16 protein-coding genes are annotated in these 18,990 nt (G+C 28.3%); 5 read left to right on the top strand and 11 right to left on the bottom strand.

The window, feature by feature from the left end; all coding sequences use genetic code 11:
- The first annotated feature begins 94 nt into the window (after positions 1-94).
- Both trxB and infA read left to right on the top strand, forming a co-directional pair.
- Positions 95-1,048 carry a thioredoxin-disulfide reductase gene (gene trxB, locus M9394_RS00260; protein ID WP_250250042.1) on the top strand — a complete coding sequence of 318 codons (954 nt, stop codon included), beginning with the start codon at positions 95-97 and terminating at the stop codon, positions 1,046-1,048.
- A gap of 498 nt (positions 1,049-1,546) precedes the next feature.
- Positions 1,547-1,765 carry a translation initiation factor IF-1 gene (gene infA / locus M9394_RS00265; protein WP_011282932.1) on the top strand — a complete coding sequence of 73 codons (219 nt, stop codon included), beginning with the start codon at positions 1,547-1,549 and terminating at the stop codon, positions 1,763-1,765.
- A 158-nt stretch (positions 1,766-1,923) separates the two neighbouring features.
- Here infA and M9394_RS00270 read toward each other — a convergent pair whose 3' ends face one another.
- Positions 1,924-3,999 carry a TonB-dependent copper receptor gene (locus M9394_RS00270; RefSeq protein ID WP_250248210.1) on the bottom strand — a complete coding sequence of 692 codons (2,076 nt, stop codon included), beginning with the start codon at positions 3,997-3,999 and terminating at the stop codon, positions 1,924-1,926.
- 665 nt (positions 4,000-4,664) lie between these two features.
- On the opposite strand from M9394_RS00270, the gene M9394_RS00275 reads away from it, so the two are divergent.
- Positions 4,665-5,303 (top strand): winged helix-turn-helix domain-containing protein, encoded by a 639-nt coding sequence (locus M9394_RS00275; protein ID WP_250247416.1) that lies wholly within the window; start codon positions 4,665-4,667, stop codon positions 5,301-5,303.
- 906 nt (positions 5,304-6,209) lie between these two features.
- On the opposite strand, the gene M9394_RS00280 is transcribed toward M9394_RS00275, so the two are convergent.
- Positions 6,210-6,854: a transglycosylase SLT domain-containing protein gene (locus M9394_RS00280; RefSeq protein WP_250250044.1), complete on the bottom strand. Its 645-nt coding sequence runs from the start codon at positions 6,852-6,854 to the stop codon at positions 6,210-6,212.
- Between the two features lie 456 nt (positions 6,855-7,310).
- Positions 7,311-7,775, bottom strand: a complete 465-nt coding sequence (gene mntR / locus M9394_RS00285; RefSeq protein WP_250250047.1) for a manganese-binding transcriptional regulator MntR — start codon at positions 7,773-7,775, stop codon at positions 7,311-7,313.
- A gap of 726 nt (positions 7,776-8,501) precedes the next feature.
- On the opposite strand from mntR, the gene mnmA reads away from it, so the two are divergent.
- Together mnmA and purB are read left to right on the top strand one after the other, a co-directional pair.
- On the top strand, positions 8,502-9,614 hold the full coding sequence (mnmA, locus tag M9394_RS00290; protein ID WP_250250049.1) for a tRNA 2-thiouridine(34) synthase MnmA: 1,113 nt from the start codon (positions 8,502-8,504) through the stop codon (positions 9,612-9,614).
- A gap of 408 nt (positions 9,615-10,022) precedes the next feature.
- On the top strand, positions 10,023-11,402 hold the full coding sequence (gene purB, locus M9394_RS00295; protein WP_250247535.1) for an adenylosuccinate lyase: 1,380 nt from the start codon (positions 10,023-10,025) through the stop codon (positions 11,400-11,402).
- A gap of 288 nt (positions 11,403-11,690) precedes the next feature.
- Here purB and lolE read toward each other — a convergent pair whose 3' ends face one another.
- The 8 genes from lolE to tmk all read right to left on the bottom strand — a co-directional run bounded on the left by lolE (position 11,691) and on the right by tmk (position 18,884).
- Positions 11,691-12,923: a lipoprotein-releasing ABC transporter permease subunit LolE gene (lolE, locus tag M9394_RS00300; RefSeq protein WP_250247411.1), complete on the bottom strand. Its 1,233-nt coding sequence runs from the start codon at positions 12,921-12,923 to the stop codon at positions 11,691-11,693.
- Positions 12,924-12,936: 13 nt separating this feature from the next.
- Positions 12,937-13,638 carry a lipoprotein-releasing ABC transporter ATP-binding protein LolD gene (gene lolD, locus M9394_RS00305; protein ID WP_250247410.1) on the bottom strand — a complete coding sequence of 234 codons (702 nt, stop codon included), beginning with the start codon at positions 13,636-13,638 and terminating at the stop codon, positions 12,937-12,939.
- Positions 13,631-14,839 carry a lipoprotein-releasing ABC transporter permease subunit LolC gene (gene lolC / locus M9394_RS00310; RefSeq protein WP_250247533.1) on the bottom strand — a complete coding sequence of 403 codons (1,209 nt, stop codon included), beginning with the start codon at positions 14,837-14,839 and terminating at the stop codon, positions 13,631-13,633. Before lolC ends, lolD begins: the two co-directional genes overlap by 8 nt.
- A 244-nt stretch (positions 14,840-15,083) precedes the next feature.
- Complete coding sequence (locus M9394_RS00315) at positions 15,084-15,581, bottom strand: penicillin-binding protein activator LpoB (protein WP_250247409.1); 498 nt, start codon at positions 15,579-15,581, stop codon at positions 15,084-15,086.
- Positions 15,582-15,812: 231 nt separating this feature from the next.
- Positions 15,813-16,163: an HIT domain-containing protein gene (locus M9394_RS00320; protein WP_250247408.1), complete on the bottom strand. Its 351-nt coding sequence runs from the start codon at positions 16,161-16,163 to the stop codon at positions 15,813-15,815.
- A gap of 272 nt (positions 16,164-16,435) precedes the next feature.
- Entirely contained in the window at positions 16,436-17,221 is a 786-nt protein-coding gene (locus M9394_RS00325; protein ID WP_250247407.1) for a YchF/TatD family DNA exonuclease, read from the bottom strand.
- Between the two features lie 16 nt (positions 17,222-17,237).
- Positions 17,238-18,239, bottom strand: a complete 1,002-nt coding sequence (locus M9394_RS00330; RefSeq protein ID WP_250250051.1) for a DNA polymerase III subunit delta' C-terminal domain-containing protein — start codon at positions 18,237-18,239, stop codon at positions 17,238-17,240.
- A gap of 12 nt (positions 18,240-18,251) precedes the next feature.
- A complete protein-coding gene (gene tmk / locus M9394_RS00335) occupies positions 18,252-18,884 on the bottom strand; it encodes a dTMP kinase (protein WP_250248005.1) in 633 nt (210 codons plus the stop codon).
- Positions 18,885-18,990 lie beyond the last annotated feature (106 nt).

An 18,990-nucleotide genomic window follows, 5' to 3' on the forward strand; every position in this document is an offset into this window, starting at 1 on the left:
ACAATATTGCATCTGTTTTCTATTAATATTACATACCAAAAATATAGTGCTTACTACGACATACTTAATCAGTATATAAGGAGATACAATTATTATGATAATAAAAAAACATTGCAAACTACTCATATTAGGAGCAGGACCTGCCGGATATACCGCAGCTATTTATGCTGCACGAGCTAATTTAAATCCTGTATTAGTCACTGGATTAGAAATAGGAGGTCAATTAAATACTACTACAGATATAGAAAATTGGCCTGGAGATCCAAAAAATCTCACTGGACCTATGTTAATGAATCGTATGAATACGCACGCCGCTTGTTTACACACAGAAATTATCTCTGATCACATATTTAAAGTAAATTTTAAACAATACCCTTTTTGTTTATACGGTAATACACATGAATATACATGTGACGCTTTAATCATAAGTACAGGAGGATATGCTCGCAGTCTTGGTATACCTTCTGAAGAAAAATATAAAGGAAAGGGAGTATCTTCGTGTGCTACTTGTGATGGATTTTTTTTTAATAAACAAATTGTTGCAGTTATTGGAGGCGGTAATACAGCAATAGAAGAAAGTTTATATTTATCTAATATTGCTTCTAAGGTTCATCTAATTCACCGTCGTTCTACATTTAGCGCAGAAAAAATATTAATTAATAGACTCATGAATAAAGTACACAACGGTAATGTTATTTTGCATACTAATCATATTGTTAAAGAAATATTAGGTAATGGTACAGATGTGACCGGTTTATGTATGACAGACCTAAGAGAACATAAGGAACACATAATAAATCTTCAAGGTATATTTATTGCCATTGGATATAATCCAAACACTTCCATATTTAATGACCAACTCGTACTAAACAATGGATATATTTGTGTACATTCCGGCATGAATGGCAACGCAACAGCCACCTCTATTCCAGGTATATTTGCGGCAGGAGACGTTATGGATCACAGCTATCGTCAAGCAATTACTGCAGCTGGATCAGGTTGTATGGCTGCAATAGACGCTGAACGTTATTTATCTACTATTATGTAGTAATACAACAAAACAAATAAAACAAAATTTCAAATAAAACTATCCATTAACTTTTAAATAAAATATATAATTATTCGTACTAAAAAATCTAAAAATAAAAATTAATATTTAACAAGTGAAAGCTAATGTTTAACGTTATTCAAAATACGTAGTAACAACATTGAATAAATATATGAGGTTCACTATAGCAAACATATAGTGAATATATTACAACCTGAATACATAAAAGACAAAGCAAAAAATAGGATTTGTACTGAAGCAATAGTATATATGTTGAAAGTAAATAAAAAAGTAACTAATTTTTATAATATAGATCCCATTATAGTCTATTATTATAGTTGTAATTTAGTAATTGTATTTGACAGAAAAAAATAAACTTTTCTAATAAATTTATAAAAATTAATATTTAAATTATCGTATGAATAAAATCAACACTTGATTAGCTTTTAATCTTATGAGAAAATTCCGAATCGTTTATTTAATTTTTTAGAGATCATAATGACAAAAGAAGACAGTTTCGAAATGCACGGTACAGTATTAGATACCTTGCCTAATACGATGTTCCGTGTAAAGTTAGAAAACGGACACGTCATTGTAGCACATATTTCTGGAAAAATAAGAAAAAACTACATTCGAATATTAACAGGAGACAAAGTCACCGTTGAACTGACACCATACGATTTAAGTAAAGGAAGGATTATTTTCCGTAGCCGATAACAATCAAAATTTAATTTAAACTTTTATATATATGCACCGTTAAATCCGCTATGAACACAAGTCCATCTATTAGTTTTGTTTCAAAAATCATGGTAAATTCATACATACCCATTATATCAATCACATTAATATAAACCAAGATGTTTATTATCTTTTGTTTATAACTCCATACCTAATCTAATCCACCAGGTACGCCCTGGTTCATAAATCAGAGTACCAGAAGGATATCCAAGTCGTTTATGAACACACGAATTCAAATATTCTCTATAATTATGATTTAGTAAATTGTCTACACCAATGCTAAATTTATAAAATTGAGAGCTTTTCCATGCAAAATTCATGGATAATATTCCAAATCCTGAAGTATTACAATTTACACCTGTATGAGGCAACATGTTTCTAGAAACAAAAGACCCCGGTGACATCAACGAACTATTAACAGATTGCGCCAACGCCAATCTCCACTTAGCAGCTATACTGTAACTTCCTCGTATCCATTGACATGTAACTCTTCCCTCCAATGGAGGAGTTCTAAATAAAGTGCAGCCATCATCAATATTCATGCCCCAAACCCATGATATATTAGTTGCAGTGTGCCAATGCTCATTAAATTGATAATTTAATCCTACTTCAGTTCCGCATATTTTAGCATGAATGTTCTCCGCGTAACTAATACTATCTTGTATGGTATCATCGTTGCGATAATCACATACGATAAAATCTTTAACATATCCAGCATAAGATGATATCCATCCATTTATTTGTAGATGTTGAAAACACGCTCCTATATCTATCTGAACAGTTTTTTCAGGTTTTAATTTTAAAATATCATCTATATTAATGTTTTCACCGGATTTAGTATAAAATAGCTCCCAATAATCAGGCAAACGAAAACTTGTTCCTACACCAATATAATATGACAACAACGGATTGATATTATCCTCATAGCGTATAAACCCAGCAGGATATACTATACCATGTCGTTTATATTTAGAACAATTATTAAAATTAATTACACTATATTCCAGTCGTGTCCCTCCCACAAATCTTCTGTTTGACAATGAATCCACGATCAATTCGGTAAATATACCCGTGTCTCGAGAGACAATGTCCGTTTTCCAATTAGAATTAGATTCCATATGTTCTCTATGTGTATTAATTTGAACATCTGCGCCACTATGACATTTGATATTATCCCACTGAGATACAGCAATACCTCGTGCACCCCATATTAATCGATCAACATTATTATTAATATTACCACTAAACCCACAACATTTTTCAGTAGATAATTCTGTATTACGAGACACAGTGTCAGCCATAATATGATTTACATAATTATGCCAAGCTTGTAATTCAATTTTATCTAATATTTTGCTGATATCTAAAGCTTCTATTTTCATTCCATAACTTTCTCTAGCAAAACACAACCCATCCATAGATCGAGCGGCATAATTTGCAGTACCATTTCCCTGTCCTAGGCTGACTTCTAGATATGTATCTGAACTCAAATTAAATGACAAAATCGCATCAGCGTTCCATTTATACCACGCAGAATGTACCTGGTCTTTATTGCCATCATGATAGTCGTCTGAACGAGAAATATTGCCTATTAATCTAATATAGCCGTATTTACTCCCCATAACACTATCTATATTTTTATCTATTTTATTATTTGCACCGATTGTTACATTACTACGCAATTGAATTTTTGATTTATCAAATCTAGGATGATATCGTTCAAATTGCAACGTACCCGCAGATGTTACAGGACCCCATAGTACTGTTTGAGGGCCTTTAATGATATTTAAAATATCAAAAGTCTCGGGAAAAATATAAGCACTAACAGGATCCATATGAGAAAAACAAGCACCAAGTATTTCTCCGTTATCCATCAAAATACGTATTCGAGATCCAAACATTCCCCTAAACACTGGTTCGTTATTTACTCCTCCATTACGAATAGCAGAAAATCCAGCAATACTTTTTAAATAATCAGAAACATCAATTACATACAACGACTGCAAAGTCGTTGCAGGAGAATCACTAAAAATCAATGGGGAATTTTTTGACGAAATAACAGTTATGACGTCATCATGCATTTTTCCTTGGAATAATATAGGTAGTTTTTGTACGCCACTAAATATTGATATCGAAGTATCTTTAGGTTTACTACTAACAGATACATCATTTGAATTAGCTTGAGAATTATTAACAGTAAATATGATTAACACAAAACATATCAAAAATAATATCATATGAATTAATATTTCATTACTATAAAAAAATTTACTATATACCATATGTATGCTCGTAACTATTACATTCTTTTAAAGATACTAATATCATGTATTACAATATATATTAAAAACTCAATTTCTTCTAATATAAAATCAGATAAATAGATAACATTAACAATCTCGATTAAAATCGATCGTTTCTGACTAAATACCTAATCTTAAAATTATTTACAAATATCATAATGCTTAAAGAGAAATTGAGATCTATATAACATTGAACTTATAACATTGCACTAAACACTGAGAAAATTAAAGTACTCACTATACTATATCCTCAACTGCAGTTTAGTTAACACGTCTTATTTAATTTATCAAAAGAATCAACTGCTCAAATCAAATATCGTCTTGATATTGATTTGAGCAATACACATACTAATATGCTAGATTTTTATTAAATGTTGTTATACTATCAAAAAAAATAAATTGTAAACGCCACAATCTAAATAACACAAATTACAATCATGTTAATGCATTTTTATGATGAAATACTTTTTATAGTATCTATATATGTTTTTTAATTAAAATATATTATCTAAATCTTTATAAACAGCTGGCGTAAATGTTGATTTATCCATGTACAGTTCATATAGAGTAATTACATGAAATATGTCATTCAATCGACTATAATATTTGACACTACAGAGTATACTCTGACATTATTAACTGATTCCAATACATCAGTAAAATTATCTAATTCTGCTGGACGGGTATTAGAAGAGCTTATTAAACGACACAATATTGATATTTGTGCGCCAGTCACTCGAGAACACTTGTTTTCAATCGTTTGGAGAGCTTATGGACTGGAACCATCTAACGGCAACTTAAATCAACAAATTAGTTTGATACGAAAAACTTTAACTTCTTTTGGATTAGATTCTTCATCCATTATAACTATTCCTAAGCGAGGGCTAAAGCTAAACAATCAACTGATTATAGAAAAAATACACGAAGATCGATCATGCATATCTTCCCCTCTACATAAAACCACAGATCAAAACAATAATTTATTATCATCTTCTATTTTACTAAATATCAAAGCTCATATAAAATATATGATTACTCTGACGATAATGGTCGTAATATTACTCAGTATTGGTTTTGTGTACTTATACACTAAAAAAGATCATATTAAACTATATTGCTGCAAAGAAATAAACTCATGTAATATTTGCGCTTTCCATTCAGAATTGGGATTTGAATGCAATGACTGCATTATGCAGTGCACCGAAATTACATAACACAATCAAATAAATAATAATTCATATTATTTTGATTTTAACTCTAAAATTTTAGTTGTTATATAACATGCACGTAACAACAGTGTGCGTTTTCAATAACTTACCTGGATTGTACGCGCGATTCACTAATAATTACTAAAAACATATAAAAAATAAAATGCATTTATTTATATATTCTTTCAATCAAAAACCACTTCTTCAATTAAAGCACCCATTTATAAATTTGTTAAATAAACCCACTAAATTCAACACATTTTTCTTTTATTAAAATTTAACAAATATTATAGATGATATCTATCAACTATTTATTTAAAAAATAATATTATTTTTTTCTAAAATATTATCGCGTTGTTTGTAATTCTTCAATTTTTACTAAAAACCACATTGTAAAATGCATATCACAAAAATTAAAAAATTATTATTTTTTAATTCATTATTAACAGGTATTCCCCAAAATAGGGATGCCCTCTAACAAAATAGATATCAACCGTATATATCTAAATCATTTGAATAAACTAACATTTGTATCCGATCAACAATAATGAAATATATATAGTTATCTATTTGATAGATAAACACAAGTTATTCGCTGCGTGAAATAAAATTTTTTAATGAAATAATTAGAACAAAAAAATATTATTATATTTTCAATATTATTGAAGCCAATTTAACGTAATCAGACCAACCGTTTATTATCATTCAAAAGTTATCAATATCCTGTATTTATTTATTTCAATAACAACCGAAACTAAATATACCATTTACTTATTTAAATTACATAAAATTAACCGGCTATGAACAAATTGTACTAATAATATGTTTCATCAAATCACAATAGCCATAACGTATATCTCATAAAATTTTATCAAAATAAAATATTTGTATAAAAAGACACTATTATTACAATTAATTTTGTGTAACATAAATAGAATTAACTTTAAATAAATAGCGTTGCGCTTGCTTAGATGGATGATGAGATTGTATATGTTGGTAAAATTGTTCCGGATTAAGTTTGTTTATTTTTTCAATAGCATAATTACGATCAATAGAAAATGTTTTCAACAAGGCACTTAAACCATTCACATAAGCAACAATTATGGCATAACGTCTAGTTTTCACATCAATAATTCCCTCTAATTGTTTTTGTAATATAGACAAATAAGCAGTACCAAGATCAATGTTAACAGCAGCATTTTTTAATTCATGAATACTAGGTTCTCCTCTCCATCCTTTCAAACGATAAGCATCTCTTCCTGCAGTATCCGCTTTAAGCTGCATTAACCCAACAGCATTAGATTTACTGATTACAGTAGGATTATAATTAGATTCTACTTGAATAATGGCTTTCACTAAAGATGCATCTACTCCATAATTCATAGCACAATAATGAATATAATCATTATACATAGACGGTGCAATTCGTTTAGGAAAATAAATTATCTTGTACTTTGAATTAGTATATAATGTCCATGCAGTATTTTTTTCAATATTTTTTTGAGCACAAGCTGTTAGAAACAAAATTACAACTAAATGTATTATGTACATCTTCATAATTTCATGATTTTTATGATCAAAATATGTATTTCTTCATAAAATTATTATACAAAAGTGATGTTCTCATACTCTAAAAAATTAATTTTTCCACAATTTAAATAATTAAAATACATAGGAACACCTATTTATACATACATGCATAAATACACGAATAATGATTCATGTTATATTTGTTACCGAACGAATAATTATACTTAAAGTTTATACTAAAAATATTAAAAACATTGACTGTTCTGTATAGAACAAAATATTTATTTCTCTAACAAATCAGGATAACACAAGTTATATATGTTTTTTACTAAAATTAAATAATAATTACTTAAATGAATTTAAACAAAAAATATTAAAATAAAAATTCAAAATTAAATATCTATAATTATAATACACAATGTTAAAACTTACTTTTTACTATCTATGTACTACATACATAGATAAAACCACGTACATAGATAATTATTTATTGAAGCGCTTAGAAAATTGAATAAATGCCAATAATGTTTCATTACTAACATGATGCTCAATGCCTTCTGCATCTCTTTGAGCAATTTTTTTATTGATACCTAAATCTATTAAAAAAGTTTTTACAATTTTATGTCGTATATGATTTTCATTAGCCAATTGCCTCCCTTGTTCTGTCAACGACACTCCATGATAACGTTTATGCTTAATTAATGAAGAGGCAATCAACTTTTTTAACATTTTTGCTACTGTTGGTTGCGTTACTCCAAGTCTTAATGCTAAATCTACCTGACGTGCTTCCCCGCATTCTCGAATTAAATCTGCAATTAATTCAATATAATCATCAATAAGCTCACGTCGATGTGCTGCTCTAACCTGGATAAATCCTTGTAAATTATCTGTTTTTTTTTTAAAACACGCTAAATTACTGGACAATACTTCTATATCATTTTTAGTCATAATAAAATCTCATGTTACATTATAAATGTATAATACTTTTTTATCGATTTGCATAAACAGATGTTGTATTTAATAAATAATAATCGTTGTACACTTGTTTACATATGTAAATATAAAGTTCACAATCTGCATTGTTATACTCCATGTTAGTAAATACGATATATCAAATAATTTATGTATGTAAATAAAAAATAATAGACATTACATATACATATATAACATAGAAACAAATTAAATATTTGACTATCGCGCTGATCTCTTAAATAGACAGAACAATCATCTAAATATTAGATAAATGTTTTTAATATATCTTTTAATAATTAATTACATAAAAAATTATCTTGATCTATCGTAATTTATCCATATATTGAATATGTAATAATGGTAATCAACATACGTTTGATAGAATAAATAATTAATTGACAACATATTTAGCAGAATATGATATTTACATATCAAATTATTTTAAGTAATGACAATATCATTTGATACACTTATCATCATCTTTATAGCTCAAATAAATATCTTTTAATTCCATCCTTCATATGAGTTAAAAATATTTAATTTTTTTTAAAATGTATATTTTGGAAATTAAAAAATAAATCGTATAAATTATTCGATATACTATTATTATCCGCATACATTTATGTAAATAAATACTTAAAATACAAAATTTCTATATTACATACTATACCAATCATTTTATGTTTTATTTTGTTATAAATTATGTCATATAATCGCACAAAAAAAGTAATTGTTGGAATGTCTGGTGGTGTAGATTCTTCTGTATCTGCATGGTTGCTACAACAACAAGGATATAAAGTAGAAGGATTATTTATGAAAAATTGGGAAGATGACGACAGCACAGAACATTGTGCATCAGCATCTGACTTATCGGATACTCATGCTGTTTGCGATAGTTTGGGCATATATCTACATACCATAAATTTTTCTAAAGAATATTGGGAAAATGTATTTCAAGTATTTTTACAAGAATATAGCATGGGTCGAACTCCCAATCCTGATATACTTTGTAACAAAGAGATTAAATTTAAGTATTTTTTAGAATTTGCATTGCAAAACTTAGGTGCAGATCTCATTGCAACCGGACATTACGTACGCCGTTTTGATATAAATAAAAAAACTTATCTGATACGTGGTGCAGACCGAAATAAAGATCAAAGTTATTTTTTGTATACACTAAGCTATAAACAACTTAAACAATGTTTATTTCCTGTAGGAACATTAAATAAATCCCAAGTTAGAAATATTGCTAAAAAATTAAACTTAATCACAGCAAATAAAAAAGACTCAACTGGTATCTGTTTTATTGGTAAACGTAAATTTAAAGATTTTATTAGTAAATATATACCAATACAACCAGGAGTTATAATCGATATAAATGGAGATACAATCGGCACGCACCAAGGAATATCCTTTTATACCTTAGGACAAAGAAAAGGTCTAAAAATAGGTGGAGTGAAACAAGGAAATGGACAACCATGGTACGTAATAGATAAAAATATATCAAATAATACATTAATTGCAGCGCAAGGACGTAATCATCCACGTCTCATGTCTATCGCGTTCATTACTGAGGAAACCCAATGGGTAAAACGACACGCACTTTCATCCCCTTTACGTTGCACAGTTAAAACCAGATATAGACACCCCGATATTCAATGTCAAGTATATCCTCTTTTTAACAACAATCTTAAAGTTATTTTAAAAATTCCGGTTCTGGCAATTACACCAGGACAATCAGCAGTATTTTATTTAAAAGAACGTTGTTTGGGCGGGGGAATTATTACAAAAATATACCCTTTTTTAGATTCTTAAATATTAGAACAATTGTTTTAACAAATATCAAAAATATCAATTGTTAAAATCAAATATAACTAATAGTTATTGCATGTAATTTACACTTCCATTATAAATAAATGTTATAGTTTTAAAGATTTAGTTACAACTAAAATCATCTAAGTAAATATCAATAAATCAATCATATGAATATTCTACAAAATCATGTCTATCATTATTATGAATGATGATTTATTATCATCATCCCATATATTTTTATACATTAATGTTAGTATAATATAATCATCTATATTTATGAAATAAAATTTGCATTCAAAAATATGAAAATATCCAATAAGATACACATAGTTTATCCAAGATAAACTTGTAATTTTTAAATGTCATATAAAATATAAGCACCTAATTAATTATGAAGAGGAAAAAGTGATAACATTATCGCCCTTAACTGTAATATCTCCTATTGATGGCCGTTACTACAAACAAACTGATTCTTTACGTAATATTTTTAGTGAATTTAGTTTTCTAAAATTTCGTGTCCAAATAGAGATTCATTGGTTAAAAAAACTGGCTAACACAATTTCTATTAAAGAAATACCACCTTTTACACAAATCGAATGTGATTTTTTAGATAAACTGACAATCAACTTTAATATTAAAGACGCAGAACGTATTAAAGAAATAGAAAAAATTACCAATCATGATCTCAAAGCAATAGAATATTTTTTAAAAGAAAAAATAAACATATTACCTAATTTAAAAAAAATCAGTGAATTTATTCATTTCGCTTGTACTTCAGACGATATTAACAATCTTGCGTATGGATTGATGCTGACTAACACCAAGAAAACTGTTTTTTTGCCCATTTGGAAACAAATTATTAACGAAATAAAAAAAATGAGTCTTAATTATAAAGATATTCCTGTGTTATCCAGAACCCATGGGCAACCCGCTACCCCTTCTACTATCGGAAAGGAAATGGCTAATATTGCATACCGTTTAATACGTCAATATCATCAATTAGAATCAATCAAAATTTTAGGTAAAATTAATGGTGCCGTAGGAAACTACAATGCTCACATAATAGCATATCCAGAAATAAATTGGCGCAAATTCAGTGAAGAGTTTGTTATATCTTTAGGAATGAAATGGAACCCTTATACAACACAAATAGAACCACACGATTATATTGCCGAACTATCCGACTGCATTGCACGATTTAATACCATATTAATAAATTTTAATAGAGACATATGGGGATATATTGCTCTTAACTATTTTAAACAAAATCATAAAAATACTACAATTGGATCTTCTACTATGCCATATAAAGTAAATCCTATAAACTTTGAAAATTCTGAAGGAAATTTAGGATTAGCAAATGCCATGCTTAACCATTTTTCCGCTAAACTACCAATATCACGTTGGCAACGTGATTTAAGCGATTCTACTGTTTTAAGAAATCTAGGAATGGCCATGGGGTATGCCTTAATTGCCTATCATAGTGTATTAAAAGGTATAAAAACACTGACAATTAATAAAGAATATGTATTAACCGAATTAAACAAAAATTGGATAGTGTTAAGCGAAGCTATTCAAACAGTAATGCGGCGACATAATATTCATGAATCTTATGAATGCACAAAACAATTCATCAATAATACAAAGATTAATCCTGAAAAAATAAAAATTTTTATTGAATCACTACCATTACCAACAACAGAAAAAATACGATTACAACAAATCACTCCACTTGATTACATAGGCTTGGCGGCAGTCATGGCAAATGATATCACTGATATAATATAATAATAAAAATAATCAATCATTACATATTTAATTAATCATTATTATGATGAAAATAATGAAATTATAAATAAATAAATGCTATAAAATACATGAACGGATCGAATGATTCACATTATATTATGTTTCTATATATATAACAATTACATATATTTTAAAACTATAAGATAGTATATTATCTCATTGTATTTGTATTAATGTGGCATTATCGTTAATAACCCGATTACATGATTTAACCAATTTATCTACTCAAAGCACCATTATAATACTCTAATAAAAACCACAATCATGCTATTTTAAGATTTTAGATAAATTAACCTGCCTTATTTTTGACGCTGCATACCAACTAGTTAATGAACCTAGTAATAATGTTGTGCTTAATACCAATAATATATCCCACCCTTTTAGCTTAACGGGTAAAAAATTAATAAAATAAGTTCCTTCTGATAAAATTTTATTTCCCAATAAATCATTACATATCGTAATTAAACTCGTTAAATTAAAAGCTATAAAAATACCCAATCCAGTGCCTATAATACTAGAAATTGTATAAATAATTAACCCATACCAAAAAAATACACATTGAATTAAAATATTCTTAGCCCCCAATGCACGTATTATTGCAATATCATAGTTTTTGTCTTTTATGGATAAAATCAGTGTAGCGACTACATTAAAACAAGAAATACCTATGATTAATATCATTGATAAATATATAATTGTGCGAACCATTTGAATATCTTGATAAATATACCCATAAGTATCCATCCAACTTCGCGCAAAAACCTGATGGTTGAGCATTCTTTGAATTTTATATAGTATTTTATTAACAGAAAAAATATTATTAATCTTAATAGCTATTCCTGAAACATCTGAGGTTTCATCATAATAACGTTGCACATCTGATAGAGACATTATAGCAATATTGCAGTCCAATTGACTATTTAAATTTAATATTCCAGCTACTTGTAAACGAATTTTTTTGGATGATAATAATTTATTGTTCGAACGAAAATCATGAGCAGTCAAAACGGTAATCCAATCACCTACTTTAATTCCTAAATCTTCTGATATGCCTTTCCCTAAAATAATTTTTTCTATATTTTCACAAAAATATTTCCAAGAATCTTTTTCTATAAAATTAAGTAATGCGTTTTCATTTACGTTTTGCTTTAAATCTACACTTCTAACATAAACTACATGCCATTTATTATTATATTCAACAACGCCATAAAAATTAATATAAGGATTCACATGACTAATATCTGGTATCTGACGAATACACTCTAAAACTGTTTGCCAATTAATGAATGGTGCTCTTATTGGTTCAATTTCTCCATGTGGAATAACTGATAAAATACGATTACTTAATTCATATTTAAAACCATTCATTGTACTTAATGCAATTATAGATATAGATATTCCTATAGTAATACCAATAACAGAAATCAAAGACATTAAGGATATTAAAATATTACTATGCGAACCTCGATGAAATTTTAATGCAATTTTCAAAGACAACATCATTTATAAACAATTACCTAAACAAATCATTCTGCCTCAGTTTTATTTTACCATTAGATATCATTAATATTTTATGGCATTGTTTAGCAAAATCTAAATCATGCGTTGCTATTAAAAAAGTTGTACCATAATATGTATTTAACTTTTTTAATAATTGAAAAATACTATCTGAATTTTTTTGATCTAAATTACCAGTTGGTTCATCAGCTAGTATTAAAGATGGATTATTTACTATAGCCCGAGCTATGGTAACTCGTTGACTTTCTCCTCCAGATAATTCATGCGGAAAAGAATGAATATGATTTTTTAATCCAACTGACTCTAATACACATTGCGCTCTACTTTTTGCCTGATTAAACTCAATACCTCCAATCAACAAGGGCATTGCTACATTTTCTAAAACATCAAAATCTAACAATAAATGATGAAATTGATAAACAAACCCTAACCGTTTATTGCGTATCACAGAACGTTCATTGTCAGTTAACTTATGTAGCGCATGACCCTCAAAAAATATCTCTCCTTCAGTTGGCTTATCCAATCCTCCAAGTAAATGCAACAATGTACTTTTACCAGATCCAGATGCGCCTACCACAGCGATCATTTCATTAGGTTGTATGCTCAGAGTAATGCAATTCAATACTCTGATTAAGAAATCAGCACGTTGATAATATTTTGTTAACTGAATACAATTCAACAATGGAATATCAGCCATAACGTAAAATTTTTGCAGGATGAAAGGAAGCTGCTCGCCACGATGGGTATAACGTAGCCAATAAGATCATAATAAACGTCATAAATATGATACTTAATATTTGAGAATATTTTATTTCTATAGGTAAAGATATAGTATCTGGAAATATTTTTAAAAATAATAATATTTTATTTAACTTATGAGATAACAGTACTCCTAATATCGTTCCCAATATAATACCAAAAAAACCATTAGTAACTCCTTGAATCATAAAAAGTAAGATAACCTGGCGGCGAGTGAAACCATATGTTTTAAGTATTGCAATTTCTATTTGTTTTTCTAGTATTAATAATACTAAAAAAGAAACAATGTTAAAACCTGCTGCTATTATAATTAAACCTAACAACAAAGACATTATATTTTTTTCTATTTTCATCGCTTGAAATAAAGACCCTTTATATTCTCTCCAATCCTTCCAAATCCAGTCTGTATGTAATAATCGCAATTGTTGAGTATAGTTACTGAGTAAAAATGGTTCATGTAGCCATAAACGCCACCCAGTAACACATTGTAATGGATAATGCATTAACGCAGCAGCATCTGATTGATGAACTAATACTTGATAAGAATCAACTTCACTGTTGGTAATAAAAATATCTAATACCGTAAACAATCGTTGACTGGGGATATAGCCAATAGGAGTGATCTGCATAACAGAAGGAATAATTAAACGAATTTGATCATTTATATGTACTTCAAGTTTTTTTGCTAATGCTGAGCCAAGAATTATATAATATTTTCCTAAAACCAATTGATTTTCATGTTTATTTACCAAATAATCACATAAGGGTTCAAAACAATTTGGATTGATCCCTAACATCACTCCAAACGACATTTTATTGGAACTTTGTAATATCACATCGGATATGACCAATGGTTCCTCGCGTGTTATATTATGTAGTTGATCTAATACTAAATTTGGTTTATCCCTAACATGTACGTATCCTTTGGGAGTAGTGAGTAACGCATGAGGTATGAAATTAAGAAGATTTTGTTTTAACTCACGCTCAAAGCCATTCATGACTGATAACACGGTTATCATAGCCATCATACCTATCATAATAGCAAAACTAGAAAACCAATAAATACACCGACCAAATTGATCTATCGATTTTCCTGAAATATAACGTAGCGCAATAAACAATATAGTTGATCGATGCATCAATATTTGTTTAAGTCACCTCATAAATATAAAAAACAATACACAACCATATATTTTATATTATATGAAATATATGATTACATGCACATATACATACGGATACAAAACTTATTGAAATAATAAATATAATTGTTTTAATTAAATTCTAATAACCGAATTATTTTTTAGTATTATATTTCTCAGTCTCTTAAAAGAGTTTTTAAATGACCAATATCTCAATATTGTTAAGAACTGTTTATATTCTCTATACAGAACTATTAACAACACGTAAAATCTCACCGGTTTTAACGGATATTAATTGCAATTCTAAATTTGGTTTTAATGCATCTCCATAAGCAATACCATACAAAATATAATTCGCTTTTAAATAATTTGCAATTTTCATAGAAAAACTATAAGAATTTCTATTATCTTCTGGCAACATACCTAATTCCCTATACACAGAATACAGTACTTCCATATCAATAACATTATATTTTCTGGTATTCTCTACAATATAATTAATTAAAATATTCGTAATTTTGCTAGCCTGCAAAATACCATCAGTTTTATTCTTTACCATATTTACTAATAATATGCTATCGCGTTCAATACTATCAAAAAAAAATACACTCTGAAGCATTCTTAATAAAACCGGTTGCCAATTAATTAAATTAATTTTTTGGGGTATTAATAAAGTAGGTTCTGTCGTCAAAATAGGCACATTATTGTCAGACAAATCAATATGATCTAAAAAAATCATACTAAGAAATAGATGCACTATTTGTTTATTTACAATCATAATATATATATGCTATTATTGACAATAAAACTTAATATTACTTTTTTAAAATTTTTTATTCAATTATATGAATTTGATACAACAAGCACCACGCTCCATTAACTATGCATGATGCATATATACAAGCACACTATCTTATTTAAATAAATACACAATTGCTTTTTTAAAAATTCATTTTTAAATCAAACTATGTTACTTCTGCAACAAAGGACCCAAAGGCTTTCCACCCAATAAATGCATATGAAGATGATAAATTTCTTGGCCAGAATGATCATTACAGTTAACTATTAAACGATAACCTGAAGAATGTATATTCTTTTGTTCAGCAATTTTTGCTGCTACTATAAATAATCTACCTAATATTATTTCATCATGAGTTGTTGCATGATTAACGGTAGGAATCAAAATATTAGGAACAATTAATACATGAACAGGCGCCTTAGGATTTAAATCATAAAATGCAGTAACTAACTCATCCTGATATAATATATCGGTTTTGACTTTTTTTTGAATAATATTCATAAAAATATTGTCTTTTTTCATAACTTATTCTATTCCTAAAAACCATATGAATGCTACAATAATTTTTTTAAATGCATCAAACAACATTATACTCTGAAAATAACAAATGCGAATACTACATTATTTCAAAATACTATTCCTTATATTTTCTTCTATATTTACTACATACATGAATCTCACATTAACTAAAGAATAATTCAATACCAGTATAATTATCATACTCTCAAAATTAACAAAAATACGAACAATAATTTATTTATACATACAAATTAATACATAATATTATTATAATTTTATTTCAAATGAAACAAGGTACGAAAATTAGATGTAGTGATAACTGCTAATTCATCTATATCTATATTTTTTATAGACGCTACGTATTTGGCAATTTCATATATGTAAGCAGGTTGATTCTCTTGTCCTCTATAAGGCACTGGAGTTAGATAAGGAGAATCAGTTTCTAACAAAATACGGTCGGAAGGTACATATTTAATTACTTCCTGCATCATATAAGATTTGGTAAACGTTATCATTCCAGAAAAAGATATATAAAAATTGAGATCTAACAATAATCTTGCAGTATCTGTATCTTCACTAAAACAATGCAATATACCACCGCACTCTTCTGCTTCTTCTGAACGCAAAAGAGTGACAGTATCCTTGCAAGAATCGCGACTATGTACAATAATTGGCTTTTTTGCTGCTTTAGCAACACGAATATGTTCTCTAAATGCTTTTTTTTGCTTTTTTTTACTATCCGATTCTAATCGATGATAATAATCCAATCCAGTTTCACCTATAGCTACTACATTCCTTTTAGAAGATAAAACATACAATTTTTCGCTATCAAAATTATTAATTTTATATATATATGTAGGATGCACTCCACAAGAAAACACAACATCACTTCTATATCCAATTAATTTTACCATATCATCATAATCCGACATAGTAAGGCTGACCGACAAGACTAATTGAACCCCCTTTTGTTTCGCTTTGTTCAACACATCTGAGACATTTTTATGAACATCTTGATAATTCAATTGATTTAAATGACAATGAGAATCCACCAAAAACATAACATTATATACTCCACTAATGCAAACAAGATTCAACAATATCTTGTTGCCAATTTAATAATCGATAAGTCAATAATAATTCACGATCAATATTAGTAAATTCTTGAAAATAACGTAACAGCACCAACCATTGTTGTAACTGACGACTTAAAGCTGCAATACCCCAATGAACGGTAATAACAGTAATCAATTCTACTTGATCTAAATTTATTAAAAATCTTTTTTTTATCCCTTGCTTCCATTTTAATGCATCTACAAGTACAGTTATAAACCAATACAAATATACATCATTCTTACAAGCATTTAAAAATGGCACAAGTTTTAAAAAATCCCCGTTTGCAATTACATAATTTATACATTTACATAATTCTAATCGTTGTTTCCATAAACCTAATTTAAACATATCTTCAGCTTCTATAGGAGATCCATCACACAAACGTAATGCACATTGCACTGACAAAATATCATTTATCCCTTCTCTATTTTTCATTAACCACTGCAATCCGATCGATTCTTTTGGAGATATAATAGGCCATCGCATGCATCGACTCAACAACGTTAATGATATTCTCATATAATCTCGAGTTTTAAAAAAAAAATAAGTATTTGTTGGAGGTTCATCAAGTGTTTTTAACAATGCATTAACAGCCTGATCAGTTAAACATTCCACATATTCTATGTATATAATTTTTACTTTACTTTGGCATGCATGTTTGTATAAAAAATTAATACAAGCACGCATAGTATCTACGCCTATAATTTGAGTATTATTTTCAGGACTTATTTCGTAATAATCTGGATGATGCCCTACGTTCATTAATCTACAATCATAACAAATATTGCAATATCGATTCGCGTCAGGATGAGAACAAATTAACCAACGTGCAATAGCATAAATTAAAGTATTTTCACCATTGTTTCGTTTACTATTTAAAAGTAGGGCGTGATGTCCTCTATCTTGTCGATAGGCATTTAATATTTGATTATAAGTACTATCTAACCAAGGATACCATCTCATTATAGATTATTCCTACGGATGCAAGAACCACCAATCTAAATGTCTATAAATAGACACGGAAACTTCTTCTAAACTTTGAGTAGCATCAATCGTGATAATATTTTTTCTTTCAGAAGCTAATTTTTTGTAACAAGAACGTACGCGATCAAAAAAACTCAGAGGCTCCTGTTCAATACGATCTAATTTCTGTCTATGATTTATGCGAGATATGCTTAATTCTGGAGAAATATCAAGATAAAATGTCAAATCTGGAGATAAGGTATTTGTGATCTTATCTGATAAAGCATGTAACAATAATATATCAATTCCTCTTCCGCCTCCTTGATACGCCTGAGAAGACAAATCAAATCTATCCCCAATTACCCAATAACCTTTAGATAGAGCTGGTTTAATAACATTTTCTATTAATTGTAATCGCGCAGCGTATATCATTAATAATTCTGATATACTATCAATAGGTTCGTTCATAGGACCACCATATTTAATCAATATACGTAAAAAATCCGAAACTGGCGTCCCACCGGGTTCATGAGTGGTCAAAATGTTGGTTACACCATATTGATTTAAGTATTTACTTACTCTATGAGTAATAGTAGTTTTTCCAGCACCATCTAATCCTTCAATCGTAATAAACCTATTGTCCATAGCATCCTGATGTAAAGTTGTGTAATCGTTTTATTTAATTATTTATTAAAGTCTATAAAATTTCACATATTTATGAAAATAAACAATAATTAAAATATATAATCTT

This window comes from Candidatus Blochmanniella camponoti (assembly GCF_023585825.1).
Lineage (GTDB): Bacteria > Pseudomonadota > Gammaproteobacteria > Enterobacterales > Enterobacteriaceae > Blochmanniella > Blochmanniella camponoti.